Origin of the sequence: Dokdonella sp. (assembly GCF_019634845.1) — a bacterium.
In the GTDB taxonomy this organism is placed as follows: domain Bacteria; phylum Pseudomonadota; class Gammaproteobacteria; order Xanthomonadales; family Rhodanobacteraceae; genus Dokdonella_A.
On the sequence record NZ_JAHCAQ010000015.1, the window covers coordinates 1 to 24075 of the forward strand.

Genomic DNA, 24075 nt, shown 5'->3' on the forward strand with positions numbered 1-24075 from the left:
ACAGCACCATCAATCAATGCAGAACAGGGCCGCAGATACCGCCATCTCAACCACCAGGGCCGACAGTTGCGCCGCCCAAGAGACCACCAGGTATGCCGCCAAAGTGAATGTCATGGCAAAGTTAAATAGGCGATTTATCATTCATTTCTTTGGATATATATTCGCAACACTTCTTATTTTTATCGGCGGATATTATATCTTGTGGGCTCTGCAAGGCGCATCGTTCTCGGTTGCTGCTGGATCAGCTGCGCAGGAAATATATAAGGCGAGAGCGGAGATAATGTTTCCTATTGGGCTTTTGTTTATTGCTGTTGGTATTCTATATTTTTGTATCGTCTTTAGTAGCCGATCAAGTGAAAGAAAATAGGGATTAGAACTCGCCAACGCCCGGCCTTGCGCCGGGCGTTGGCGTCTGGGTCAGTCGATGGTGATGACGAGGCAGCCGTGGGCGATGCGCACGCGCAAGGGCTGCTGCGGATGAAATCCGGCCGCCTGCAACCAGAGCCCTTGCAAGCGTATCCAGGGGATCGGCCGATCGCCGGCCGAACGCGCACGAGCGGGGTAATAGGCCGTAGCGACGGTGAGCCGGCGTTCGTGCGGGCGGGCGGCCGGCGGTGCGGGGGTATGATCGGAATCAGCCATGATCCACTCCTAGTCAGTGGGTTGTGGTCAGCGGCGCGCCGGGGTTGCCGCCCCGGTGCGCCGCGCTTGTCTCTCAGGCCGCCTGCGCGTTCGCGCTGTTGAGGGCGGCGTCGAGCATGTCGAGCAGCATGCGTTGCTTGGAACGCGGCAGGGCCGCAATGCGTTCGATCTGCGCGTGCAGCTTCGGTGCCGGTCCACGCTTGCCGATCTTCTTCGCCGCTTCGCCGAACAGCGCGTCCAGCGACAGGTCGAGGGCTTTGGCGATCGGTCGGTCGGGCGCCTGACGCGGATGCTCGATGCGAGCGGATCGACGACCTGGTGCTACGATCACCGCGGCAACGTGATCAGCAAGACGCAAGTCACGCATGGCTCGACCTATGTCCTTGGCTACGAGTACAACGTGGCGGATCGGCTCATGGCGATCGCCTACCCGGACGGCGTGCGAGTGGAGTACACGCGCGATGCGCTCGGTCGCGTCAGCGCGCTCAAGTTGCGCCTCACGCCGGGCGGGGCGTTGACGACGGTGGTCTCGTCGATCACCTACCTGCCGTTCGGTCCGGCGCAGTCCTATGCGTTTGCGAGCGGCGGTCAGTCGCTGGCGCTGACCTACGACCAGAACTACTGGCTCAACGACGTCGGCGGCAGCGTGCTGAACCTGCACTTGTGCCGCGATGGGCTCGCCAACATCACGCGTCTCGCGGCCAGCGCGCCCGCGTGCACGGCCAGCGCCATCGAGCAGTACGGATACGACGCGCTGTCCCGCTTGACACTGGTGCAGAACGGCAGCGGCGGGACGGTCGAACGCTACAGCTACGGCAAGACCGGTGATCGGCTGAGCAAGACCGTCGGCAGCACGACGACGAACTACAGCTACACCCTGGCCACCAGTCATCGCCTGCTCGGCGTGGGCAGCGACGCTCGCGATTACGACAACGCCGGCAACCAGACCAGCGGCAGCAGTCCGTCGCGAACGTGGACCTTCGACGATCGCAACCGCATGGCCGCGTATAGCCAGTCAGGCATCGGGTTCGGGCGCAGCGGAAGTTACGACTACAACGGGCGCGGCGAGCGCGTGTTCAAGGATGGGCGCGGCCCGCTGGCGCAGCACAATTCCGCCCATTTCGTCTACGACGAAGCGGGCCTGCTGCTGACCGACAACGGCAACGGCAATCCCAATCCGACCGACTACGTCCATGTCGACGGGCGGCCGCTTGCGCTGGTGCGCAACGGCAGCATCTACTACGTCCATTCGGACCAGCTCGGTACGCCGCGCGCGGTCACGGCAGCCGGCAGCGCGACGCCGCTGTGGAGCTGGAGTTTCGCGGGCAACCCGTTCGGCGAGCAGGCGCCGACCGGGAGTTTCACCAACATGCTGAGGTTCCCGGGCCAGTACTACGACCCGGAGTCGGGTCTGCACTACAACTACTTCCGCGACTACGAGCCGGGCACGGGGAGGTATGTGGAGAGTGATCCGATTGGGTTGGATGGAGGATCGACGACTTTTGGTTATGCGCTTGGCTCTCCTGCGTTCTATTTCGATACCTTGGGGCTGGATGCCCAGTGTGAAAATTGTGATGATAGAGTTACATCCAAACGCGTGCAGAGATGGTGTGACCAGTTCGGAAAGCGAATTCGAGATAAAAGTCTCGCGAGTTGTGTAAGAAATAAATGTCAGACTGCGCAAGTGAAATGCAAGTCGCGTTGCCTTGTAAAATGCGATGGTGATGCGGCTCCTAGATCTGGAGGATTTGCAGGCCTTTCAAGAAGGGGTGACAACCATATCGTTCTTTGCATGGACACTGATCCAAGTCGCGATCAAGCTGGTGGCGGGTGGGGCGCAGTAATCATTCATGAATTTTCGCATCTTTGCGGTTGGATGCATTGTGATGGGGGAGGGGTTCCTAGAGACCACACGCCAAGTGAGTGCAAGCGCGCGAAAGGTGGTGATCCGCAAGGCGGAGTTTGTCGATATGATCCGGAATAGGCTTGCAGCTCTTTGGTGCTCTATCTTGTTGGTGGGATGCTGTCCGGTGCAACAGAAATCAACGGATAACAAAATTGCTCCGATAGTTGATGGGGACGCTTTTCGAGCAGGTCTATTTCTTGACTATTGTTGGAGCGCGAAACATTTTGTAAGCGTTGATTTTGCGAAGGCAACGTTCATACAGTTTGTCAATGATGATTTTGCGATGTACCGATTGAGCTCTGGGCCAAGCGAAATGTTGTACTGCGCCTATCCGCTGAATAACGCGGAGTTGATCCAGAAGGCGAAAGAACTTGGCATATCATACTCGGTGTATATTTCAGTGCTTCCTTAACAGGGTGCTGAGGATACTCGGGCGCGAGCGCGCGCAGGTCGTGTCAGCACGTTGGGAAAGAGTCGGGAAGACGATGTGTGGACGATGACGAATCGATGTGTCACCGATGCCAACCCCATGCGTTTCGATGAAGGGTCGCTGGCCGCGTCAAAGGGATCAACGCCAACAGCCACGCTTGGAGTTTCGCTGAATGGATCGCATCGGACGGCGCAGTGGCCGGCTCGGCGTTTGGCAGAGTGCGCCGGCGAGGACTAGGATCACGGCTTCCAGTCACGCAATGAGGAGGCAGTGCAATGGCAACGATCCTCGGTCCGCAGCGGCTTGGTCCGCTCACGCCACTGGTCGGCGAATGGGAAGGCGACGACGGCGTCGATCTGTCGTACCACAACAAGGACGACGTGACCGGCGAAACCGGCTACTTCGAGAAGGCCTGGTTCCACCCGATTCCGCTGCAGGAAAACGGCAAGCAGACGCTGGAAGGTCTCAACTACAAGATGACCGCCTGGCGCCATGGCGAGGAGGCGATGGACCCGTTCCACGACGAGGTCGGCTACCTGCTGTGGGAAAAGGCGAGTGGGCAGGTCATGCGCGTGGTCGTGTTCGGCCGCGGCATCGCGCTCATTGCGGGCGGCAGTGCCAAGCCGCGCGACCGCAAGCTCAATTTCGTCGCTACGCCCGGTGATCCGTCGTATGGCATCCTGCAGAACAAGTACCTGCTCGAACGCGCCGAGCTCAAGGGATTCGACAGCACGTTCACCTGCAATGCCGACGGCACCTTGAGTTATACCTCGGACCTCGTGCTCAAGCTCGCCGCCACCGGCCAGCAGATGCACCACACCGATCGCAACACGTTGCATCGGGTGGCGAGCCTGCATCCCGGCAGCGCGCACGCCTGAGCGGTGGCGGGCATGGCGGGTCCGGCACCACGCCGCTGAGCGTCAGGCGCGGGGCGACGGCTCCAGTCGACCACAGCGGCGTCGGCGCGGTATGGCGTGGCGGCTTGCGCCGAGCGCGCCGACCGGTGCCGTATGCGCCGCGGCGCCATCCACGCGCCGTGGCGAGGCAGCCGCCGATACGCAAACGGCCCCGTCGCAGGACGAGGCCGTTTCGCGTCGCGAGCGGCTCGATGCCGCATCACGGCATGTGCGCGCAGCGCGCGGCAGCTCAATGCGCCGGCGCGGTTTCGGGCATCTTGGTCATGCCGCTGGCTTCCATCGTGCGGGCCATCTTCTTGGCGCGCTTGAGCGCACGCTTTTCCTCGAAGCTGTGTTGCGGTTTCTTCTTGTCGTGGTGACGCTGGTGGTCTAGGCCCTTCATGGGATCCTCCTGGACATCAGTCCTGTGGTCATTGGGCGGGCATGATGCTGATCCGCTGCAGCGGGCGCGTCAACGTGATCGCCAGCGGGCGTTTCGTTGCCGTTTCGTTTGCGTGGCGCTGCTGCAAAGCGGCGATTCAGTCGCCGCCCGCACGATGGGCCGGGAGCCGTCCGCCGATGCGCAGCTCGCGCACGAGCGAGCCGCCGATCCAGTAGCACAGCGCCGCCGCATCGTGCACGCGCCAGGCGACGCAATCGGCGCGCAGGCCGACCGTGAGGCGGCCGCGGTCGGCAAGGCCGAGTGCGCGCGCCGCATTGACGGTGGCGCCGCGCAGCGCCTCGGTCGGCGTGAGGCCGAACAGTGTGCAGGCCATGCCCAGCGCCAACCGCAGCGACAGCAGCGGCGAGGTGCCGGGGTTGAGGTCGGTGGCGACCGCCATTGCCACGCCTGCTTTGCGGAATCCATCGATCGGTGGCAGCCGTGTTTCGCGCAGCGCGTAGTAGGCGCCCGGCAGCAGCACGGCGACCGTGCCGGCCGCGGCCATCGCGGCGACGCCGTCGGCAGCGGTCCATTCGAGATGATCGGCCGACAGCGCCGTGAATTCGGCGGCGAGCGCCGCGCCACCCAGGTCGGAAAGCTGGTCGGCGTGCAGCTTGACCGGCAGGCCGAGTTCGCGCGCGCGTGTGAACACGCGGCGCACCTGGGCGGGCGAGAACGCAATCCGTTCGCAGAAGGCGTCGACCGCATCGGCGAGTCCCGCGCTCGCCGCCGCTGGCAGGATCGCGTCGCAGACGTGGTCGATGTAGGCATCGGCGCGGCCCGCGAATTCGGGCGGCAGCGCATGCGCCGCCAGCAGCGTGGTGCGCACGCTCACGCCCAGTTCGGCGGCGAGGCGGCGCGCGACGCGCAGCATCTTGAGCTCGCTGGCGACGTCGAGGCCGTAGCCGGACTTGATCTCGAGCGTCGTCACGCCATCGGCGAGCAACGCGCGGGCGCGCGGCAGCGACTGCGCGAACAGCGCATCGGCGTCGGCCGCGCGCGTGGCGCGCACGCTCGCGGCGATGCCGCCGCCGCTGCGCGCGATCTCCTCGTAGCTGGCGCCATGCAGGCGCTGCTCGAATTCGCGCGCACGGTCGCCGCCGAACACGAGGTGGCTGTGGCAATCGATGAGACCGGGCGTGACCAGTGCGCCAGCAAGACTGTCCTCGTGCCGCGCCGCATGTCGTGCGGGCAGGCCCGCGCGCGGACCCGCATAGACGATGACGCCATCGCGCCAGGCCAGCGCGCCATCCTCGACGAGGCCAAGACCATCGCCTTCCAGCGTGGCAAGGCGACAGTCCAGCCACAGGCCATCCCAATTCGTGTCCATCCCGGTGCGCTCTCCGCGGTCGGCCTGCAATGGCGGCATTATTCCAGAGCGCGGCCCGCGCCGACCGTGACGCGACCGCGCGCCGGCAGTGGCGGCGGCTGGCATCGGCCATCGCGCATCGCTAGGCTGCAGGCTTTGTGCAGGCGGAGTATGAGCATGAGCGAGCAAATCCTGTTTGCCGACTACGCCTGGCTGGCTGCCGGTTGGCAGCAGGCCGCCGCGCTGCGCGTGGTCGATGGCCGCATCGAGCCGGGCGATGCCGCGGCCGGTGGCGTGCGCGTCGGCCGCTACGTCGTGCCCGGCATGCCGAACCTGCATTCACATGCGTTCCAGCGTGCGATGGCGGGGCTGGCCGAGCGCCGCAGTCTTGGCGGTGATGGCGAGGCCGCAGCCGCCAACGACAGCTTCTGGACCTGGCGCGAGGTCATGTATGCGTTTGCCGGCCGCATTGGCCCGGATGAACTGCAGGCCATCGCCGCCCAGCTCTATGTCGAGATGCTCAAGGCCGGCTATACCCAGGTCTGCGAGTTCCATTACCTGCATCACGCGCCCGATGGTCGCGCCTACGCCGATCCGGCGCAGATGTCGCTGGCGCTGATCGAGGCAGCGCGCGAAGCCGGCATTGGCCTCACCCTGCTGCCGACGCTCTACATGAGCGGCGGCTTCGATGGCCGCGCACTGACCCCGCGCCAGCGCCGCTTCGGGCATGAGGTCGATGCGTTCCTGGCCCTGGTCGAACGCTTGCGCGCGCTCGAATCGCCGCTGCTGCGCGTCGGCCTGGCCCTGCATTCGCTGCGCGCGGTGCCGCCCGCCGCGATGCGTGAGGTGCTCGCCAGCGAGCCGGCGCGCAGCGGGCCCATCCACATCCACATCGCCGAGCAGCTCGGCGAGGTGCAGGACTGCCTGGCCCTGCGCAAGGCGCGGCCGGTCGAATGGCTGCTCGACCACGCCGCGGTCGATGCGCGCTGGTGCCTCGTCCATGCCACCCATCTGACCGCGGCCGAGACGCGGCGCCTGGCCGCCACTGGTGCCGTCGCCGGCCTGTGCCCGACCACCGAGGCCAATCTCGGCGATGGCCTGTTTCCGCTGCGCAGCTGGCTCGATGCCGAGGGTGTGTTCGGCATCGGCTCGGACAGCCACATCTCGGTGTCACCGGTCGAGGAGCTGCGCTGGCTCGAATATGGCCAGCGCCTGGTCAGCCACCACCGCAACGTGGCGGCGAGCGCCGCATCGCCGAGCACGGGGCAGCTTCTGCTCGCACGGGCGCTGGCCGGTGGTGCGCAGGCCAGCGGCGTCGAACTCGCCCGCCTGGATCGCGGCCGCGCCGACCTCGTCGTGCTCGACGACAGCGCCGCGCTGCTGGCCGGTCGCGACTGCGCCAGCGTCGTCGACAGCTGGCTGTTCGCCGGCAATTGCAATCTCGTGCGCGACGTGATGGTCGGTGGCCACTGGCGCGTGCGTGAGTTCCACCACCGCGACGAAGCGCGCATCGCCGCGCGCTATCGCACCGTGGTGGAGGCGCTGCAACGCGAGGCCTGAACGCCCGCGCCGAGCAGCGCAGGCGCAACCGCGCGACAGGCGGCGCGCGATTGCGGTGGTCGACTGCGCGCGAGCCTGGCCCTCAGGGCTTGCGCAACAGCGGCGCCACGGCGGCGAAGTCGCCGTCGTTGGGCGCCGGCTGGATCCGCAGCAGGTGCGCCAGCAGCGGATAGACGTCGACGTTGGGAAAGCCCGGCACGACGAGGCCGCGGCGGAAATCGGGGCCGCGCGCGATGAACAGTGCCTGCATCTTCGGATCGATGTTGTCGTAGCCGTGTTCGCCCACTGAGGTGTGCCCACCCTGGTTCTCGTAGGCATGCTCGGTGATGATGCCGCCCTCGGCCGCCAGGCACAGGATCGGCGGCAGGCGCGGGTTGCTGCCGTAGTGCAGGCGTGCCGGCACCTGCGACTTGCGCCAGCAGGTCATGTGCGGATGCGGCTTGAGCAGGGCCTGCTCGACGCTGGCCTGCTTGCCTGGCAACGGCGTCACGGTGGCGAGCACGCCGTAGTTGCCGACCTTGATGTCGGCCAGCGGCACCACGTCGTCGAGATAGGTGCGCAGCGCCTTCGAGGTCGTGGCACCGCCATGGTCGGAGACGATGACGAGATCGGTGTCGTCGTACAGGCCGCGCGCGCGCAGGCCGGCGACGAGGCGCCCGAGCGCGTCATCGACTTCGGCCAGGGCGGCATCGACCTGCGGTGACGGCGGGCCATGGCTGTGGCTGGCGTGGTCGACCGCATCGAAGTACAGCGTGTAGAACTGCGCGCGCTGCGCGGCCGGAAGGTCGATCCAGTGCAGCAGGTGATCGACGCGCTCGGACGAGCTCATGCTGCCGTCGTAGTAGAGCCAATGGTCGGGGCGCACGCCGCTGATGGCGACGTCCGAGCCGGGCCAGAACATCGTGGCCGTGCGCAGACCCTGTTTTTGCGCCGTGATCCAGATCGGCTCGCCGCCCCACCAGGTCGGATCGGCCGTGGTGTAGCGGTCCTTGAACACGAAGGCCGCGCCGGTGTCGGGGTTGGTGAAGCGGTTGTTGACGATGCCGTGATGGTCGGGATACAGGCCCGTCACGAGCGTGTAGTGGTTGGGGAAGGTCAAGGTCGGGAAGGCCGGCTGCATGGCCTTGGCCCGCACGCCATCGGCGGCCAGCGCAGCCAGTGTCGGCGTGTGGCCGCGCTGCAGGTAGTCGGGGCGGAATCCATCGATCGAGACGAGGATGACCAGCGGTCGGCGCGTGGCGGGCGCGGCGGCCTCGGTGCGCGGCTGGCTGGCGCAACCGGCGCAGGCGGCGAGCAGCAGGATCGACAACAGGCGCAGCAGGCGCATCGGCACACTCCACGGGGCAAAACGCCTATCGTCGGCAAATCGGGCCGCGGCGCAAGTGTTCATTGGTCAAGTCCGGTGGCGACTGGCTAAGATCGACGCTTTGCGCGCGGGGTCGCCATGCAGTTGCTCGAGCCGTGGACCCTCGGCGGGCTGACGCTGCGCAACCGCATCGGGGTGTCGCCGATGTGCCAGTACTCGGCCAGCGACGGGCTGCCCAACGACTGGCACCGCGTGCATCTTGGCAGCCGTGCGGTCGGCGGTGCCGGCGTGGTGTTCGCCGAAGCGACCGCGGTGTCGCCGGAAGGGCGCATCACGCCGGCCGACACCGGCCTGTGGAACGAGGCGCAGCGGCGCGCCTGGCAGCCGATCGCCGCGTTCATCGCCGCGCATGGCGCGCTGCCGGCGATCCAGCTCGCGCATGCGGGACGCAAGGCCGCCTGCGCGGTGCCGTGGCATGGTGGCCAGCCGCTGCCACGCGCGCAGGGCGGCTGGACCCCGCTGGCACCGTCGGCGCTGAGCCAGCAGGCGGATGGGCCGGTGCCGCAGGCGCTCGATCGGGCTGGCATCGTGCGCGTCATTGGTGCATTCCGCGCCGCTGCGCAGCGCGCTGCGCAGGCCGGCTTCGGCCTCATCGAGATCCATGCCGCGCATGGCTATCTGCTGCACGAATTCCTGTCGCCATTGGCCAACCAGCGCGAGGATGACTATGGCGGCGTGCTGGCCAATCGCGCGCGCCTGCTGCGCGAGGTGGTCGGCGCCGTGCGCGAGGTGTGGCCGGTGCCGCGGCCGCTGGCCGTGCGCGTCTCGGCCACCGACTGGGTGCCCGGCGGTTGGGACATCGATGAGTGCGTTGCTCTGGCGGGCTGGCTCAAGGCCGATGGCGTGGACCTCATCGACTGCTCGTCGGGCGGGCTCGTCGCACATGCCCGCGTGCCGGCGCAGCCCGGCTTCCAGGTCCCGTTCGCCGCGCGCATCCGCCGCGAAGCGGGCATCGCCACGGCAGCGGTTGGGCTCATCACGGGTGCGCAACAGGCACAGGCGGTACTCGCCGCAGGCGCCGCCGATCTCGTCCTGCTCGGTCGCGAGCATCTGCGCGATCCCTACTTCACGCGGCGCGCCGCCACTGAACTCGCGGTGCCGCTCGTCGCGCCCGAGCCGTATCAACGCGCCTGGTGAGGGTCGGTATTGGGCAGGAACCAGGTCAACAGGCCGATCGCCGGCAGCCAGGCGCAGATCGCATACACGGCCTCGATGCCGATGTGGTCGGCGAGGCGACCGAGCACGGCCGCGCCGATGCCGCCCATGCCGAACGCAAAGCCGAAGAAGATGCCCGCGACGACGCCGGTGCGGCCCGGCACGAGTTCCTGCGCGTAGACGAGGATCGCCGCGAACGCCGACGACAGCACGAGACCGATCACGACGCTGAGGAGCGTGGTCCACACGAGGTTCGCGTGCGGCAGCAGCAGCGTGAACGGCAAGACGCCCAGGATCGACACCCAGATCACGTACTTGCGGCCGATGCGATCGCCGATCGGGCCGCCGGCCAGCGTGCCGGCCGCGACGGCGCCGAGGAAGTAGAACAGGTGCAGCTGCGACTGCTGCGCGCTGATCCCGAACTTCTCCATCAGGTAGAACGTGTAGTAGCTCGACAGGCTCGCCAGGTAGAAGTACTTGGAGAAGATCAGCATGCCGAGCACGAACATCGTCAGCACGATCGTGCGCCGCGGGTACATGCTGCCGTCGCTCTTGGCGCGCGCCTGTGCCGCGCGCCAGCTCGTGATCTGCGCCCGATACCAGCCGCCGATGCGCGTGAGCAGGGCGATCGCCACCAGCGCCGCGAGCGCAAACCACGCCACGCTGGCCTGGCCGCGCGGCATCACGATGAATGCGGCCAGCAGCGGGCCGATCGCCGAGCCGATGTTGCCGCCGACCTGGAACACCGATTGCGCAAGCCCGTGCCGGCCACCCGATGCCATGCGCGCGACGCGCGAGGATTCGGGATGGAACACCGACGAGCCCGAGCCGACCATGGCGGCGGCCAGCAGCAGCGCCGGGAAGCTCGTGGCATGCGCCAGCAGCAGCAGTCCACTCAGCGTGCACGCCATGCCGATGGCCAGCGAGTAGGGCAGTGGACGGCGATCGGTATAGATGCCGACCAGCGGCTGCAGCAGCGAGGCCGTGAGCTGAAACGTCAGCGTGATGAGCCCGACCTGGCCAAAACTCAGCGCGAAACTGTCCTTGAGCAGCGGATAGATCGCCGGCAACAGCGACTGGATCATGTCGTTGAGCAGATGACAGGTGCTCAGCATCAACAGGATCGGGAACGCCGTTTGCAGCGCCGCGCCCGTGGCCGCAGGCACGGCACGCGTGCCGACATCGAGGGCGGCATCGGCGTGTGAAGGTGAATCGGGGGTCAGCGTTTCCATGCGCAGCAGACAGTGGCCACGCGCCATTATCGGTCCTCGCGCGCGCAACCGCATGTGTCACGGGCCTGTCGCTGCACGCGCGCGCGGCGTCGCGCCGCCGGCTGCGCCCGTGGCAGCGGCGGCTTCCTGCCACGCTCCGGCAGCGTGACGCTTGACGTCCACCGCGCGCGCGGCTCTAATACGCGGCCCGCCGCGCACCGTCAGGTCCGCATCGGCACCCAATTCCGGCCAGGTAGCTCAGTTGGTAGAGCAGGGGATTGAAAATCCCCGTGTCGGCGGTTCGATTCCGTCCCTGGCCACCAAAAATCGACGCCCAACCGTTCCCGGTTGGGCGTTTTCGTTTGCGGAATGCGCGCGCCATGCGGGGTTCCGCGCCGTTCGGCGTGTGCCACCCGCCGTCGCCCGACCGCCACCACGCGCCCGGTTCGTCCCTGTTCCGCCCTGTCTTCTCTCGAAACCTGCGCCAACTTCTTCGCCGTGGCACACGCAGACGGCGTTTTCCGTCAATGGTTTGTGCGTGTACCGATCGGAATCGTTGGAAGGAGGCTCCCGTCCATGTGCCCGTACCAGCCGATGCTGCTTGCGCTATCAACCGTGGCTTTGTGCGCCTGCACGACGCTGCCGCCGCCGGTGAACTGCCCGGGCCCGCCCGAGATGCTGATGCGGCCGCCGCAGGCATTGCGCTCTCTGCCGTCGCCGGTACCGTTGCCGCCAACTACCAGACCTGCTTTGAACCCGCCGAGCAACTGAGGGCGTTGCAGGTGTGGCTTGGGGAAATGAATGCGGCCGCCAAACAGTGACTGGATGCTGGCCGACTTCTACCTCCCTGACGCGCCTCGCCCTTACGCCCAAACCTCGTCCAGATTCTTCGCCGCCAACAACTTTTCCCGCAGTGCGTAGCGCGACGACTGCATATTGACCTCGCTGCTTTCCGGGCGCGGGATCGGGACAATCGCTGTCGCTGGCCCCTTGAACTTGATCATGTACTTGCCGGTGTCGTTGTAAGGCAGGATGGCCTCGACCTCGGCGATGTGGGTGATGGCCGCGACGGGGGCAACCTGATAGGCGGCAATGAACTTCAGCTTGGAAATGTGCTTCGCATTGATCCGAACGGCAAACCAGCAGTTCTCGTTGAGGAAGCGTTGCTTGAAACCTTCCTCGCGGGCCGGGACGACGATGGTGTCGAACTTGTCGTTCTCCGACCCCACGGGCTGCACCTGATCGCTCGGGTCTTCCTGCTTCGGCGGCGTGAAGGCGTTGATGCCGAGCATCGGCAGGATCAGCAGCATATCGGCCAGGAACGCTTGCGCCGTGGCCTTGGCCGCCGGAGCCATCGTCGGAGCCGTGGGGTTGTTCTTGTTCAGCAGAATGGCGCGATCGTGCTTCTTGGCCAGAGCAACCAGTGCCGATTCCAGGTACTGGACTTCGGTCTTGCCGATCTTGTGGTTGCGGTCGAAGAAGTAGACGCCCCATACCCAACCTTCCTTGTTGGAGACGTGGTTCTTCAGCCGGTCACCAACGGCGTCGGCCTCGCCGATGTAGATCGTCTCTTCGGCGGCATTGCCGACTAGGATGTAGATACCGGCTTGCGAGAAACCCGGCTCCTGCTTCAACAGATGGAAAAGCGCCTTGTTGAAGACGACGCCGTAGCCAGACCAGTTCGACTTGTCGAGGTGACGAATCCCTTCGGGGTCACCGGATGTTGCGAAAAGCGTGATGGAGAACGGTTGCATGGGTATCCCGGAGCCCGTCTGAGTTTTTGTGTGTGAGGCGGTTTTCGTCGTCGGTCCCGATCAAAGGTGAAGCGTGAAGCGGTATCCGTAGATTATCGCGAACTGGTTCATCGCCGACTTCCACTCCCGGCAGCGAGCAATTGCGCGGGGGCGGTTGCCCACGCTGCCGCGTGCAGAGCCCGGGACGCGGCCGTGGGCCGGCGCGGTACGCGCTACCATTCGCAGCGCAAGGGGATGCTCTGGTTCGCCAGCGATGATTTGGGGAGGCTTCCGATGACTGCAACGCGAGTTGCTGTGGTTCTGGCATGGCTTGGTTGCGCTGCTGCGGCGCAGGCGGCCTTGCCGATGCGTGGGGTGAATCTGGCCGGTGCGGAGTTCGGCGAGGGCAACCTGCCTGGACAATATGGCGTCGATTACACGTTTCCCACGGTGCAGGAGGTGGACTACTTCCATGCCAAGGGCATGACCACGATCCGCGTGGGGTTCCGCTGGGAGCGGCTCCAGCACACGCTTGGCGGGCCGCTGGACGCAACCTATCTGGCCGGACTGGACACGGTCGTGAACCATGCCGCGAGCCTCGGCATGAAGGTCATCATCAATCCGCACAACTATGCGCGCTACTACGGCAATCTTGTCGGCTCGCCCCAGGTTTCCAACGCGCAGTTTGCCGACTTCTGGTCGCGCCTGGCGCAGCATTACCAGACGGTGCCGCAGGCGGTGTTCGGGCTGGTCAACGAGCCCAACACGATGCCGACCGAGCAGTGGCTGGCGGCGGCCAATGCCGCCATTGCGGGCATTCGCGCCACCGGCTCGACGCATCTGATCCTCGTGCCGGGCAATGCCTGGACCGGCGCGCATGCCTGGTCGCAGAACTGGTACGGCACACCAAATGCCCAGGTGATGACGGGGGTGGTCGACCCGGGCAACCACTTCGCGTTCGAACTGCACCAGTATTTCGATGCCGATTTCAGCGGCACCTCGGCCACTTGCCTCAGTGCGGCGGGAACCGGTGCGAACCAGCTGCAGGGCGTCACCCAATGGTTGCGCACGAATGGCTACAAGGGCTTTCTTGCCGAGTTGGGCGGCGCCAACAACACCCCGTGCCACAACGCGGTGGTGAGTGCGCTGGACCATCTCGAGGCCAATGCCGACGTGTGGCTGGGTTGGACCTGGTGGGCGGCCGGGCCGTGGTGGGGCGAGTACATGCTGACGCTGGAACCAACCAGCAACTTCACCGTCGACCGTCCGCAGATGGCCTGGCTCGAGCCGTATCTCGCCGGGACGGGAACGCCGGGCCAATCACTGATCGTCTACGACGACGCGCTGCAGAACGACTTCGGCGACTGGTCCTACGGCGGCGGGGAAAACTTCGCCAACACGACACCGGTGCATGGCGGCACCCGTTCGATTGCCCTGACCGGCAACAACTACAACGCCGTTTCGATGACCCATGAAAGCGGTCCGCTTTCCACGGCGAACTATCCACTGCTGCATTTCTGGATCCACGGCGGCAGCAGCGGCGGTCAGGCGCTGAATCTGGTCCTGCAGAATGGTTGCAGCACCGCAGTCTGCGCGCCGGTGGCGCAAGCCAGTCTCAACGCCTTCATCGCCGGCGGCGCTGCGGGCGCGAACAGCTGGCGCGAAGTGACGGTACCGATCACGCAGGCGCCCCTGTCCTACACCGGCGACTTCGATCGCATCGACATCGAAGGCGCATCCTCCGGCACGCAGCCAACCGTGTATTTCGATGACATCGAGCTGCAACCCGGCGCAAGCGGAAACGAGGTGATTTTCGTCAACGGCTTCGACGGCGCGCTGCCGACCGTCGGTGGCCTGGTGCAGGAACATGATGTGACCGTGGCATCGATGGTGAGCGACCGCTTCACCTGGCGCGATTCGGCCAACAAGCCGCGTGTCGCCGTGCTCGCCCACAACGACGGCCAGACTGGCCCGACCGCGCCTGGTGGCTACACGAATCGTGGCGGCGCGCTGCGCGAGTTCCGCTACCAGATGCCGGACGACACGACCCGCGTCGCCGGCGTCACCAGCTACGGCAACGCCGGCCAAGGCGGCTTCGGTTATGTCGTCTCGCATTCGGCCTGGCCGAGCAACGGCGGGGGCTGCAACGGTGACGACTCGCCGCTTGGATACGGCTTCCCCGGCGCGTTCCAGCGCGTCTTCGAGGGCCGCCACCATGCCATCTTCCGCTTCACGCAGAACTATCCGCGCCATTGCAGCGCGGCTGCCGGCGGCGCATCGAGCGTGGTGCCGGTCACGATCGACTGGACTTTCTCGACCGGCCGCGACAATCCGCTGTGGTCGATCACCTACGACATGAGCGCACTGCCGGCCAACTTCCTGTTCGACGATTCGCGCGCACCGTACGGCGAACTCAACATCGACGGCGCGGGCGCCACCAACATCAGTGGTGTGGGCTGGGGCGACCGCTGGCAGTTCACCAGCACCACCTCGCCGGTGACCTTGAACAGCCAATGGACGTGGAACACGCCCAACACCGTGCCTTACGTGAAGCTGTGGGTGACGTCGACGAACGCGACCATGGGCCTGGTACAGAGCCAGACGATGACGCAACAGGACGCCGGCGCGCGCAACCAGTACTACCAGGACATCACCGCGTTCTGGAACAAGACCAGTGCGCAAGGCAATGCCGGCGGTACCTATGTGATGCCGTGGCAGGACAGTTGGCCCTACCAGGCCAATGCCTATTCGATCGGCCCGTCCACGCCCAACAGCAATGCGCGCCTGACCTGGGGAACCTCGTTCGGCTTTCTCGGCCAGTCCAGCTATGACGTCCACGATGGCGTCGTTGCCACGGCTGCGGGCTATCCGCGCAAGAGTTACGCGGTGTATGTCGTGCTGGGCGCGCACAGCACCGCGCCGGTCGAGGCGCAGCGCAGCGAAATCGAGACGCGGCAGACGCTGAGCCTGGGCGCGACGATCGGCAGTGTCGCCGCCAGCGGACCCGCCGGAGCGGGCCGCAGCGACACCATCAGCTACCAGCCCGCCGGCAACGATCCGGTCTACGGTGCGCTGACCTTCATCGCCGCCGGCAATGCGCTCGATGCCAACGTCGCGGTGGGTGCCGGCACGCTCAGGCATCCGCTCATCATCGTGCGCGGCGTCACCGCGTATCCGACCACGGTCAAGCTCAATGGCAGCACGCTCACGGCCGACGCCGACTACTTCGCGTCGCTGCGTGCGAGTCCAAACGAGCTGTGGCTGACGCTCAACCGCGATCTCTCCGGCACCACCAACCGCGTGCAAGTGCAGCCATAGCAGCGCCGCGGGTTCGGCGCAGGCGCCGCGCCCGGCGAACATCGACTCGGTGCAACGGCCAGCACGCACCGGGTCCCGGCGGGTGATGCCCGCTGGCGGAGTGCTGGCCCCATGCGCGGTCGCGGCCACAGCGGAGAACGCGCCCGAACCGGACGGCCGCGCCGATGGCGCGAAAAAAAAAAGGCCGATTCCCGTGCAGGAATCGGCCTTTTCACTTGAACAGATGGCGGAGCGGACGGGACTCGAACCCGCGACCTCCGGCGTGACAGGCCAGCATTCTAACCAGCTGAACTACCGCTCCGCGTTGCATGTGACCGCTGCATCCTGCAGCACTCGCACCTTTCACTCGACTGGCGTCCCCAAGGGGATTCGAACCCCTGTTACTGCCGTGAAAGGGCGGTGTCCTGGGCCTCTAGACGATGGGGACGCTGGAAACCGCAAAAACCGTTGGTGGAGCCAGCCGGGATCGAACCGGCGACCTCTTGCATGCCATGCAAGCGCTCTCCCAGCTGAGCTATGGCCCCTCAAGGGAGCGCGAGAGGATAGTGAGGTGCGCGCGATTCGTCAACAAGGTTTTTCAGGTTGGCGCGCCCGGCGCATCGGGGCGCGCGCTTCGCTCAGCGGTTGCGCCGCGCGCCGCCCGCTTCGATCTCGATGTGGCCACTGGAATGGTAGGCGTTGATGAAGTTGGCGACGTCGGCGACCGCCGAGCCGCTGGCTTCGGCGACCTCCTCGACGGTGCCGGCGGCCTTCATCATCGCGGTGGCGATGCGGAAGTGGCGCGGGAAGTCGCGTTCGACCTGCGGCCAGCGCGCGAGCTTGTAGCGCGCATCGGCATCGAGCCCGGCTTCGAGGCGTCCTTCGCTGCCGACGAGATGGGCCAGCCAGGACAGGCGTGCGTAGGGCAGCGTGGCCAGACCGCGCGTGGCAGCGGCAAACGCGCCGGCCTCGAGCGGATCGACCGTGGCATCGGCGAGCGAGCGGTTGCACCAGCTCGCCAGCACCTTGAGCGCGCTGTCCTGGACGTGGACGGTCTGGCTGTCGCCGTCGAGGAACAGGGTCTGCTGACCGTCGCGCTGCAGGCGCCAGCGGCCGCCGGCTTCGAGCAGATCGAGCAGCGCGCGCGGCTTGCTGGCCGCCGGTGCCTTGGCTGCGACGGCTTCGGGCGCCGCTGGCGCGGCGTGCACGGCGGGGCCTGTGGTCGGCCGTGCAGCCGGGGCCGGTGGCGCCGCTGCAGCCGGCGCGGCATGGCTGGCGGAGCCATTCGCCGCGGCGTGGCCGTTGCCTGCGGCAGGCTGGCCCTCGACCTGGTCGAGCAGTTCGAACAGCGTTGCCGTGGTCACGGGCTTGCGCAGGCGGTGGTCGGCGCCGTGGCCGTCGCCCGAGGTCAGTGCGATCACGATGCGCCCGCTGGCCTGCGCCTTGAGCCAGTCCATGTGTCCATACACGGAATCGACGTCGACGATGAGCACGTCGGCATGGTTGGCCGGTCCGGTGCGCCAAGCCGAGTCGGGGCGTGCCGCGAGCAGGCGGCCGAGTCGTTCGGTGTCGTCGTGGCTGCCGCCAAGGAGGCTCAGGGTGCGGGCTGGCTGGTTCACGGGCAGGGTTCCGTCAGGGGGATGCTCGCAGGAAAGCAAGAAACGTACCGCGCCGATGGGTGGCTGCGGCGGCGCGATCGGCGCCGAAACTGACGCTGAATGTCAGGCTTGGACCGTTTCGTCCGCCGCCACCGCCGCATCGCGGCCGCCACGCTGCTGCAACTGCCACAACTGGGCGTAGCGGCCGCCGTCGGTCAGCAGTTGCTGGTGGCTGCCGCGTTCGACGATGCGGCCATGCTCGATCACGATGATCTGGTCGGCATGCACGATGGTCGACAGGCGATGGGCGATGACCAGTGTGCTGCGGCCACGCGCGATCTCGGCCAGTTCGTGCTGGATCGTTTTCTCGGTGCGGGTGTCGAGCGCGCTGGTGGCCTCGTCGAAGATGAGGATCGAGGGCTGCTTGAGCAGCGTGCGCGCGATCGCCACGCGCTGCTTTTCGCCGCCCGACAGCTTGAGGCCGCGCTCGCCGACGTTGCTGTCGTACCCGTGCGGCAACGACTCGATGAAGTCGTGGATGTGCGCCGCGCGCGCGGCAGCGATGACCTCGTCGCGACTGGCGGTGGGGCGCCCGTAGGCGATGTTGTAGTAGATCGTGTCGTTGAACAGCACGGTGTCCTGCGGCACGATGCCGATCGCTGCGCGCAGGGAGGCTTGGGTCACCTCGCGGATGTCCTGGCCGTCGATCGTGATGCGGCCGCCACTGACGTCGTAGAAGCGGAACAGCAGCCGCGCCAGCGTCGACTTGCCGGCACCGGTGGTGCCGACCACCGCGACCGTATGCCCGGCCGGGATGCACAGGTCGATGTCGTGCAGGATCGTGCGCTCGCTCTGGTAGCCGAACTCGACGTGTTCGAAGCGGATCTCGCCTTCGCGCATCGCCAGCGGCACGGCAGCGGGCGCGTCGTCGACCTCGCGGCCCTCGGCCAGCAGCTCGAACAGGCGCTCGATGTTGATGAGTCCTTGCTTGACCTCGCGGTAGACCATGCCGAGATAGTTGAGCGGTGCGGCAAGCTGCAGCAGGAAGGCGTTGACGAGCACGAAGTCGCCGATCGTCATGTTGCCGGCGATGACGCCCTGCGCCGAGCGCCACAGCAGCAGGGTGAGGCCGAGCGCGACGATCGTGGCCTGGCCGACGTTGAGCACCGCCAGCGTCTTCATGCTCTTGACGGTGGCCTCCTCGTAGCGCACCAGCGCGGCGTCGTAGCGTGCCTGCTCGTGCGCCTCGTTGCCGAAGTACTTGACCGTTTCGTAATTGAGCAGCGAATCGACCGCGCATTCGTTGGCTTCGGTGTCGGCGGTCTTGGCCGCGCGGTAGTAGCGCATGCGCCATTCGGTGATCGAAAAGGTGAAGCCGATGTAGGCGACCAGGGTCGCCAGCGTAATCGCGGCGAAGCCCCAATCGAAGCGCGAGATCAGGATGCCGCACACCAGGCTCACCTCGAGCAGCGTCGGCAGGATCGTGTAGATGGTCCAGTCGAGCAGGTCCGAGGTGGCGGTCATGCCGCGTTCGATGTCGCGCGCGACGCCGCCGGTGCGGCGATCGAGGTGGAAGCGCAGGCTGAGCCGGTGCAGATGCTCGAAGGCCCGCAGCGTGATGTTGCGCGAGGTGCGCGCCAGCACGCGCGCGAACACCACCTGGCGCAATTCCTGGAACAGCGCCATGCCGAGCCGGAACGCGCCGTAGGCCAGCAGCAGCGCGAGCGGAATCAGCAGCGGGCGGGGCGTGATGTCGAGCGCGTCGACCAGGTGCTTGAGCACGATCGGCACGCCGATCGCGGCCAGCTTGCCGGCCACCAGCAGCGCGAGCGCCACGCCGACACGCCAGCGGTAGCGCCAGACCTCGGGCCACAGGCGACGCAGCACGCCCAGCGTGTCGATCGAGGCGGGTGGGCTCATCGGTGCTGCCGCAAGCCGTTCGTCGGCTGGTTTGCACGGTCTCGGCCGGTGCGCCGCAATCGGGCTATGATGCGGCTCTCGGCCATCGATGGAGCAAGGCTCATGCGTGCTATCTCACTGATTGTTGCTGGCTTGTTGTTCGGTGGCAGCCTGGTGGCGCCGCTGCCGGTCATGGCCGCGGACGGCAACACCGTGGCACCGGAAGACGCCCGCGTGTTCTTCGTCGACCTCAAGGATGGTGACACGGTCCCGCGCACGTTCAAGGTCAAGTTCGGGGTGCACGGCATGGCTATCAAGCCCGCCGGTGACATGAGCCCCAACAGCGGCCACCACCATCTGTTCATCGACGAGAGTGAGTGGCCGGCCGCCAACGAGCCGATCCCGGCCGATGCCCACCACAAGCATTACGGGGCGGGGCAGACCGAGGATACGCTGACGCTGGAACCGGGTCCGCACCTGCTGCAACTGGTGTTTGCGGACGGCCGCCACATGCAGTTCGATCCGCCCGTCGTGTCGCAGGCGATCACGATTCACGTGCAGTGACGCGAGCTTGGCGCGGGCCGGGCGGCCCGCGCCGCAACGGGCGCCAGCGCGGCGCCCGTCGGCGTGTCACTGGATCGGCAGGTCGAACATCAGCTCGCGCACGTAGCGCACCGGCGGCGAGCCGAACGACAGCACCGCGTTGTTGTAGCGTGCCGGGCTGTAGTCCTGGCCCCAGCGCTGCTGCGCATCGCGGCGCAGGTCGAGGTGTTCCTGCCAGCCGACGAAGTAGGTCGGCAACTGCGTCGAGGTGAGCTGCGCGCGCACCCATTTGGCGGCCGCCTCGCGCTCCTGCTGGAAGGTCTGCACGGTCATCAGGTGCATGGCCTGCTCGCGCGTCATGCCATCGACATGCACGCCCTGGTCGAGCAGGGCATTGGCGATCACGCGCAGGTTCCACTTGAGATGGATCAGCTCGAACAGCGGGTCGCGGTCGAGGAAACCCTGTTCGACCATGAGCTGCTCGGCATAGACCGCCCAGCCTTCGATGAAGGTGCCCGAGCCGAGCACGGCGCGCAGCACCGACGGATACTTGTTGGAATGCCATAGCTGCAGGTAGTGGCCGGGCATGGCTTCGTGCACGGTGAGCTCGGCGATCGAGCGCGTGTTGTATTCGCGCAGGAACGAATCGACCTGCTGCCGGGTCCAGTCGGCGGGAATCGGCGACACCGCATAGAACGTGGCCAGTCCCTTGTCGAGCGGGCCCGGCGAGTCGCAGTAGGCCAGCGCCACGCCGCGTGCGAATTCGGGCATTTCGATCACCTGCAGCGGTGCATCGGGCACTTCGACCAGATCGTGCGCGCGCACGAAGTCGGTGGCCTTGGCCAGCTCGGCCTTGGCGGTGGCGATCACCTGGTCGCGGGCCGGCCGCTCGGCATAGGCCAATTCGAGCGCGGCCTGGATCGCGGCCTGCTGCTGGGCCGGACTCGGTTTTTCGGGCAGCGCCGGTGCCTTGCGCTTGCCGCGCAGCACCTCGCGTGCGATTGCATACATCTGCGCCCGCGTGTCGGTGAGCGCCTGCTCGGCACGTTGGCGGATCTCCTGCCGGCTCAGGGTGGAATTGAGCGAGAAGGCGAGCTTGGCGTCGTACATCGCCGCGCCGATGCGGAATTCGCCCTTGGCCTTGGGCACGAGTTCGCTGTCGAGCCAGTGCTGGTTGGCCTCGACTGCTTCGCGCAGGCCGGCGATCGCCGCCTGCAGACGGGCGCGCTCGGCCTCCGGCAGCTCGGCCGCATGCGGCGCGATCTGTTCATCGACGATGCTGAGCACGCCCTGGTTCTGCCTCGCCGCCGTTTCGGCGTGGATCTTCGGCACCAGGGCCGGGTCGAGATTGGCGCGCATCTGCGCATACAGTGCCGGCAGCTTTTCCATGCGCGCCGTGGCGGCGCGCAGGCGCTGCGGCAACGGTGCGAAGTCGCGCGCCATCAGCGAGAACAGCGCATTGCCGGCGATGCCGCTGTAGAGCAGCGGGTTGCGCGCCCACTCCTGCGCGTTCTGCGCGCTCCAGATGTCGGCGCGCAACTGGTTGCGCAGGATCGCGTAATCGACCTGGTTTTCGCGCGACAGCCGCGCCGGGTCGAGATGCTCGAGGTCGGCCAGTGTTTGTTGCGCGAGCGCCAGCGCGTGTTCGCGTCCGGCCGCGCCGAGGTCGTCGATGTCGCTGTCGTAGCGATGCTCACCGAACGCGGTGGCGCTGACCGGGCTGGCCTGCAGCATGCCGTCGAGCCAGCGCGAGGACAGGGTGACGAACTGCGGGTCGGCGCTGACCGCCGCTGCGGCGGCGCTGACCGCGGGTGTGGCCTGCGGTGCCCGACTGGCCTGCGGTGCGCAGGCGGCAAGGGCCAGGGCAAGTGCGGTGACGAGAGGCAGGCGGGACATGGCGACTCCTGGTGCGGCGGGGTTCAATGCGGCGCGGCGAGGTCGATGGCATAGGTGCTCGTGCCATCGCCATTGTCGTGCAGCAGGCGGATGCCGGCGAGGCCGGCGGCTTCGGCCAGCGCGAGCTTGCCGCTGGCCGAGACGAACGTGATGGGGCCGCGCGTGTGCACCGCAACGAAGCGCCAGTTGCGGTCGGCGCCGTCGCGGTCGCGGCGCAGGTGTTGGCGCGCGCGTATCCAGTCGATCAGCACCTCGCGGTTGCCGTCGGGCGCGGCCAGCACGATGTTGCTGCCATCCAGGCCCGGGAACTTGCCGCCGCCGCTGGCGCGGTAGTTGTTGGTGACGACGATGAATTCCTGCTGCGGCTGAACCGGCTTGCCGGCATGGCGCAGGTCGGTGATGCGCGCGCCGGCGGGCTGGGTCACGTCGATCGCGTAGCTGATGCCGTTCTGGATCACGTCGAAGTTGTAACCGGAGAAGCTGCGGTTCACCAGCGGCTGCGGCGCGGTCTGCTGCGGGTCGATGCGGTTGAAGCGGCCGGCCGCGCGTTCGAGCCAGCCCTTGAGGGTGGCGCCGTCGATCTTCACCGCCGTCAGCGTGTTCGGGTACAGGTAAAGGTCGGCGGCGTGGCGGATCGCGATCGGACCGGCGGGCACGTCGGTGTAGTCGCTGGCGCCGCCGAAGCCGCTGCGGAACGGCGCCGCGGCGGAGACGACCGGCAGCGCAGCGTACTGCGGCAGGCTCTGTGCAACGTAGCGCCGCACGTAGTCGGCCTGGGCCTCGTTGACGACCTGCAGCGCCGTGACGTCGCCGACGTCGGCGAAATAGCTCGTGAGGGCGAAATCGCTGTCGCCGATCGGGGTGGCGACGTACTGGCGCGTGGCTTCGTGCACCGATTCCACCAGCGGCGCGATGGCCGGGTCGGGCGCGACATGGCTGCCGTCGGCGTTGCGGATGTCGCGCACCTGCGAGCGCGTCGCGGCGGTGTCGATCGTCCAGTGTCCGTCCTTGCGCAGCAGCGCCAGTTCGATGATGCCGAGGCTCTTGCCCCAGTAGTTGCCCATGACCGCGGGCTTGCCGTGGATCAGGCCGCGTTCGTCATCGACGCCGGCGATGTTGGCGAAGCGCTTGTGCCCGGCGCGGCCGGCTTCGGGAAACACCGTGTGCGAGTGGCCCAGCAGCAGCACGTCGATGCCCGGTTCCTGCGCGAGGTAGAGGTTGGCATTCTCCATCTCGGGGCTGTAGTGGCTGCGATCGATGCCGCCATGCGAGATCGCCACCACGAAGTCGACGCCCTGCGCGCGCAGTTCGGGCAGGAACTGGCGCGCGGCCTCGACCAGCCCCTTGCTGTAGACCTTGCCTTCGAGGTTGCGCTTGTCCCACAGCATGATCGTCGGCGGGGTGAAGCCGATGATGCCGATCCGTACCGGCGCCTCGACGCGGCGCCCGTCCAGATCGAGCCGCAGCGTGCGCTCGAGCACGGCATAGGGCGGATAGATCGGGCGATCGTCGCGCGTGCTGAACACGTTGGCGAGCACGAGCGGGAAATGCGGCCCCGCGCAGTCGCGCGATGTCACGCCGTCGACGTTCATCGCCTGATCGCTGACCTGGGCCAGGAACGGCAGGCCGTAGTTGAATTCGTGGTTGCCGATCGTGCCGCCGTCGTAGCCGAGCGCGTCCATCGCGCGGTACATGGCCAGTTCCTCGGCGCAGCCGACCGGATGGACGAGCGCCTGGTAGTCGGCCAGCGCGGTGCCCTGGATGGTGTCGCCGGCGTCGAACAGCAGGCTGTTCGGATACTGCGCGCGAGCCTGCCGGACCAGCGTCGCCGCGCGCTCGAAACCGAGGCTCGGGTCGGCCTTGTCCTGGTAGTAGTCGTAGCTGCGGATGTTGGAATGCAGGTCGGTGGTCTCGAGGATCGCCAGCTGCGCGCGCGTGCCGTCGGGCACGGCCGGGCGCTGCGCGGTGGTGGCGCAGGCGGCCAGCGCGGTCAGCGCCAAGAGCAGCGGCAGACGGGTTGCGGAGCGAAGCTTCATGGCAGGGAGTTCCCGGGACAGTGCGGCGCGGGCCGCGCGGCGCGCAGCGGCGTGGGCGGCGGTTGCCGAATTGGCGCAGGATAGGCCATCGGACGCGGGCTTGGCCACGGCCCGCGCGCGATGGCATGGTTCGTGCTGGCTGCAGATGAGGCTGGA

18 protein-coding genes, 4 tRNA genes and 1 pseudogene are annotated in these 24075 nt (G+C 66.9%); 9 read left to right on the forward strand and 14 right to left on the reverse strand.

The annotated features are described in order from the left end of the window. Positions 1 to 367 (forward strand): hypothetical protein (locus tag KF903_RS11145; RefSeq protein ID WP_291214687.1); only part of this gene is annotated, 367 nt, incomplete at its 5' end. 50 nt (positions 368 to 417) lie between these two features. Here the strand turns inward: KF903_RS11145 and KF903_RS11150 are convergent. Then, entirely contained in the window at positions 418 to 642 is a 225-nt protein-coding gene (locus tag KF903_RS11150) for a SymE family type I addiction module toxin (RefSeq protein WP_291214689.1), read from the reverse strand. Positions 643 to 715: 73 nt separating this feature from the next. After that, positions 716 to 1009, reverse strand: coding sequence for a hypothetical protein (locus KF903_RS11155; protein ID WP_291214902.1), 294 nt, complete (start codon positions 1007 to 1009; stop codon positions 716 to 718). Between the two features lie 48 nt (positions 1010 to 1057). On the opposite strand from KF903_RS11155, the gene KF903_RS11160 reads away from it, so the two are divergent. Then, a complete protein-coding gene (locus tag KF903_RS11160; protein WP_345777760.1) occupies positions 1058 to 2626 on the forward strand; it encodes an RHS repeat-associated core domain-containing protein in 1569 nt (522 codons plus the stop codon). Between the two features lie 627 nt (positions 2627 to 3253). Then, positions 3254 to 3856 (forward strand): FABP family protein, encoded by a 603-nt coding sequence (locus KF903_RS11165; RefSeq protein WP_291214692.1) that lies wholly within the window; start codon positions 3254 to 3256, stop codon positions 3854 to 3856. A 268-nt stretch (positions 3857 to 4124) separates the two neighbouring features. Here the strand turns inward: KF903_RS11165 and KF903_RS11170 are convergent, their stop codons facing one another. Together KF903_RS11170 and hutI are read right to left on the reverse strand one after the other, a co-directional pair. Then, positions 4125 to 4277 carry a hypothetical protein gene (locus KF903_RS11170; protein WP_291214694.1) on the reverse strand — a complete coding sequence of 51 codons (153 nt, stop codon included), beginning with the start codon at positions 4275 to 4277 and terminating at the stop codon, positions 4125 to 4127. A gap of 136 nt (positions 4278 to 4413) precedes the next feature. Beyond that, entirely contained in the window at positions 4414 to 5646 is a 1233-nt protein-coding gene (gene hutI / locus KF903_RS11175; protein ID WP_291214696.1) for an imidazolonepropionase, read from the reverse strand. A 156-nt stretch (positions 5647 to 5802) separates the two neighbouring features. Between hutI and KF903_RS11180 the strand changes: the two genes are divergently transcribed. Further along, the gene (locus tag KF903_RS11180) at positions 5803 to 7185 is read left to right on the forward strand and encodes a formimidoylglutamate deiminase (protein WP_291214698.1); all 1383 of its coding nucleotides are present in this window, start codon (positions 5803 to 5805) and stop codon (positions 7183 to 7185) included. Between the two features lie 82 nt (positions 7186 to 7267). On the opposite strand, the gene KF903_RS11185 is transcribed toward KF903_RS11180, so the two are convergent. Beyond that, on the reverse strand, positions 7268 to 8512 hold the full coding sequence (locus KF903_RS11185) for an ectonucleotide pyrophosphatase/phosphodiesterase (protein ID WP_291214700.1): 1245 nt from the start codon (positions 8510 to 8512) through the stop codon (positions 7268 to 7270). A gap of 117 nt (positions 8513 to 8629) precedes the next feature. Between KF903_RS11185 and KF903_RS11190 the strand changes: the two genes are divergently transcribed. Then, the gene (locus tag KF903_RS11190; protein WP_291214702.1) at positions 8630 to 9688 is read left to right on the forward strand and encodes an NADH:flavin oxidoreductase/NADH oxidase; all 1059 of its coding nucleotides are present in this window, start codon (positions 8630 to 8632) and stop codon (positions 9686 to 9688) included. Here KF903_RS11190 and KF903_RS11195 read toward each other — a convergent pair. Beyond that, entirely contained in the window at positions 9673 to 10965 is a 1293-nt protein-coding gene (locus tag KF903_RS11195; protein WP_345777761.1) for an MFS transporter, read from the reverse strand. The two genes, KF903_RS11190 and KF903_RS11195, sit on opposite strands and share 16 nt — an antisense overlap. Positions 10966 to 11164: 199 nt before the next feature. On the opposite strand from KF903_RS11195, the gene KF903_RS11200 reads away from it, so the two are divergent. Together KF903_RS11200 and KF903_RS11205 are read left to right on the forward strand one after the other, a co-directional pair. Continuing rightward, positions 11165 to 11240: transfer RNA gene (locus tag KF903_RS11200), tRNA-Phe, on the forward strand. 237 nt (positions 11241 to 11477) lie between these two features. Continuing rightward, positions 11478 to 11738: pseudogene (locus KF903_RS11205) on the forward strand (hypothetical protein); the annotation flags it as partial. A gap of 42 nt (positions 11739 to 11780) precedes the next feature. Here KF903_RS11205 and KF903_RS11210 read toward each other — a convergent pair. Continuing rightward, on the reverse strand, positions 11781 to 12671 hold the full coding sequence (locus KF903_RS11210; protein ID WP_291214704.1) for a GIY-YIG nuclease family protein: 891 nt from the start codon (positions 12669 to 12671) through the stop codon (positions 11781 to 11783). Positions 12672 to 13016: 345 nt separating this feature from the next. Between KF903_RS11210 and KF903_RS11215 the strand changes: the two genes are divergently transcribed. Further along, on the forward strand, positions 13017 to 15968 hold the full coding sequence (locus KF903_RS11215) for a glycoside hydrolase family 5 protein (protein WP_291214706.1): 2952 nt from the start codon (positions 13017 to 13019) through the stop codon (positions 15966 to 15968). Positions 15969 to 16192: 224 nt separating this feature from the next. Here the strand turns inward: KF903_RS11215 and KF903_RS11220 are convergent. From KF903_RS11220 to KF903_RS11240, 5 genes are all read right to left on the reverse strand, one after another. Next, positions 16193 to 16269: transfer RNA gene (locus KF903_RS11220), tRNA-Asp, on the reverse strand. A 50-nt stretch (positions 16270 to 16319) separates the two neighbouring features. Beyond that, positions 16320 to 16395, reverse strand: a tRNA-Glu gene (locus tag KF903_RS11225). A 21-nt stretch (positions 16396 to 16416) separates the two neighbouring features. Beyond that, a tRNA-Ala gene (locus tag KF903_RS11230) sits at positions 16417 to 16492 on the reverse strand. Positions 16493 to 16585: 93 nt separating this feature from the next. After that, the gene (locus KF903_RS11235; RefSeq protein WP_291214708.1) at positions 16586 to 17566 is read right to left on the reverse strand and encodes a hypothetical protein; all 981 of its coding nucleotides are present in this window, start codon (positions 17564 to 17566) and stop codon (positions 16586 to 16588) included. 102 nt (positions 17567 to 17668) lie between these two features. Continuing rightward, the gene (locus KF903_RS11240; protein WP_291214710.1) at positions 17669 to 19465 is read right to left on the reverse strand and encodes an ABC transporter ATP-binding protein/permease; all 1797 of its coding nucleotides are present in this window, start codon (positions 19463 to 19465) and stop codon (positions 17669 to 17671) included. 102 nt (positions 19466 to 19567) lie between these two features. Here KF903_RS11240 and KF903_RS11245 point away from each other — a divergent pair, with 102 nt between their 5' ends. Next, entirely contained in the window at positions 19568 to 20008 is a 441-nt protein-coding gene (locus tag KF903_RS11245; RefSeq protein ID WP_291214713.1) for a DUF4399 domain-containing protein, read from the forward strand. A gap of 66 nt (positions 20009 to 20074) precedes the next feature. Here the strand turns inward: KF903_RS11245 and KF903_RS11250 are convergent, their stop codons facing one another. Further along, positions 20075 to 21883 (reverse strand): DUF885 domain-containing protein, encoded by a 1809-nt coding sequence (locus KF903_RS11250; RefSeq protein WP_291214716.1) that lies wholly within the window; start codon positions 21881 to 21883, stop codon positions 20075 to 20077. Positions 21884 to 21906: 23 nt separating this feature from the next. Then, complete coding sequence (locus tag KF903_RS11255) at positions 21907 to 23919, reverse strand: bifunctional 2',3'-cyclic-nucleotide 2'-phosphodiesterase/3'-nucleotidase (RefSeq protein ID WP_291214719.1); 2013 nt, start codon at positions 23917 to 23919, stop codon at positions 21907 to 21909. Positions 23920 to 24075: the final 156 nt, after the last annotated feature.

Bases quoted from the DNA above. Each gene is read 5' to 3' on its own strand.
- KF903_RS11150 (WP_291214689.1), bottom strand. From the start codon at position 642: ATGGCTGATTCCGATCATACCCCCGCACCGCCGGCCGCCCGCCCGCAC.
- KF903_RS11155 (WP_291214902.1), bottom strand. From the start codon at position 1,009: ATGCGTGACTTGCGTCTTGCTGATCACGTTGCCGCGGTGATCGTAGCA.
- KF903_RS11160 (WP_345777760.1), top strand. From the start codon at position 1,058: ATGGCGATCGCCTACCCGGACGGCGTGCGAGTGGAGTACACGCGCGAT.
- KF903_RS11165 (WP_291214692.1), top strand. From the start codon at position 3,254: ATGGCAACGATCCTCGGTCCGCAGCGGCTTGGTCCGCTCACGCCACTG.
- KF903_RS11170 (WP_291214694.1), bottom strand. From the start codon at position 4,277: ATGAAGGGCCTAGACCACCAGCGTCACCACGACAAGAAGAAACCGCAA.
- hutI (WP_291214696.1), bottom strand. From the start codon at position 5,646: ATGGACACGAATTGGGATGGCCTGTGGCTGGACTGTCGCCTTGCCACG.
- KF903_RS11180 (WP_291214698.1), top strand. From the start codon at position 5,803: ATGAGCGAGCAAATCCTGTTTGCCGACTACGCCTGGCTGGCTGCCGGT.
- KF903_RS11185 (WP_291214700.1), bottom strand. From the start codon at position 8,512: ATGCGCCTGCTGCGCCTGTTGTCGATCCTGCTGCTCGCCGCCTGCGCC.
- KF903_RS11190 (WP_291214702.1), top strand. From the start codon at position 8,630: ATGCAGTTGCTCGAGCCGTGGACCCTCGGCGGGCTGACGCTGCGCAAC.
- KF903_RS11195 (WP_345777761.1), bottom strand. From the start codon at position 10,965: ATGGCGCGTGGCCACTGTCTGCTGCGCATGGAAACGCTGACCCCCGAT.
- KF903_RS11210 (WP_291214704.1), bottom strand. From the start codon at position 12,671: ATGCAACCGTTCTCCATCACGCTTTTCGCAACATCCGGTGACCCCGAA.
- KF903_RS11215 (WP_291214706.1), top strand. From the start codon at position 13,017: ATGCGTGGGGTGAATCTGGCCGGTGCGGAGTTCGGCGAGGGCAACCTG.
- KF903_RS11240 (WP_291214710.1), bottom strand. From the start codon at position 19,465: ATGAGCCCACCCGCCTCGATCGACACGCTGGGCGTGCTGCGTCGCCTG.
- KF903_RS11245 (WP_291214713.1), top strand. From the start codon at position 19,568: ATGCGTGCTATCTCACTGATTGTTGCTGGCTTGTTGTTCGGTGGCAGC.
- KF903_RS11250 (WP_291214716.1), bottom strand. From the start codon at position 21,883: ATGTCCCGCCTGCCTCTCGTCACCGCACTTGCCCTGGCCCTTGCCGCC.
- KF903_RS11255 (WP_291214719.1), bottom strand. From the start codon at position 23,919: ATGAAGCTTCGCTCCGCAACCCGTCTGCCGCTGCTCTTGGCGCTGACC.